This window comes from Micromonospora craterilacus (genome assembly GCF_003236315.1).
In the GTDB taxonomy this organism is placed as follows: domain Bacteria; phylum Actinomycetota; class Actinomycetes; order Mycobacteriales; family Micromonosporaceae; genus Micromonospora; species Micromonospora craterilacus.
The window spans coordinates 1-1,065 of record NZ_POTY01000500.1; the positions used below are offsets into that span (position 1 = coordinate 1).

General features: G+C 71.5%; 1 pseudogene. It reads left to right on the forward strand.

The window, feature by feature from the left end:
- Window positions 1-737 precede the first annotated feature (737 nt).
- A pseudogene (locus C1I95_RS34080) lies at window positions 738-1,065 on the forward strand (site-specific integrase); the annotation flags it as partial.

Here is a 1,065-nt window from a genome sequence, read left to right on the forward strand (position 1 = left end):
CCCCACACCTGTGGCCGCCCGACGACCCCTGTTGCGGCAAGGTCGAGCCACTCGCCCCACACCCCATCCACGACCCCGACCGGCCGGGCGACGAAGCCATCGTCGACGGCGACCACAGCTACCAGCCGCACTGACCACCTGACCGCCGCCCCTCGACCGCCCCGGCCAGCCGGACGGTCGAGGGGCGGCCCAGCCAACCCGCCGGACGCACGGCACCCGCCTTCACAGGGCGGACGCCCAGACTGTGCCGTGCCTCCGGCGTCCTCGCCGAACCTGTGCCCCTTGCCGGGTCGACACCGGTCCCCGCATTCAGCTGGGCGCCCCGGCTGTCACCAGTTGTCAGGAAGGCCAGCCCGGCAGAGGCGGCATCCTCCGGTTTCGCCGAGATGGCCGCAGCTCGAACACCACGACCTGGCACCGACGAGGGTTCCACCGGCCCTGGCCGCGCTCGTGTGCCCGGCGCACGCGCCGGAGATACCGCTGCCCCGGCCACGCCTTCACAGGCTTGCCTTCGCGGCGCGCCACGGGCGCGGGACTTTGGTCGTACACCGTGATCCACATCCCGGCTCCGGCACCGTCCGGACGCTGCGCGGCCTCACCAGACGACAACGCCGATCACATCCCTGGGGCGACTTGATCGCGCACCGAAGGCACGCGTCCATGTCCGTCGACGAAAACCGCAGCTCACCCCGAGCACCACGACCAGCAACCCCTTCACCGAGGAGCTTTCCGACCCCATGCCTGACGGCTCAATCTTCAAACGATGCGGCTGCCGCGACACCCACACCGGCAAACCGCTCGGCAACCACTGCCCCAAACTCCGCCGCGCCAACCGCGCCTGGAGTTCCGACCATGGTCACTGGCACTACCAACTCGAACTACCCCTGACCGCCGAGGGCCGCCGCCGCCAACTCCGCCGAGGCGGCTTCGACACCCGCGCCAACGCCGCCACCGAACTCGACCAGGCCCGCGCCCTCCTGGCCCTCGCCGACCGCGACCGCAACCGCCGCGTCGACATCGGCGACATGCTCCAACACGTCGCCCGCACCCGCCGCCCCCTACCCA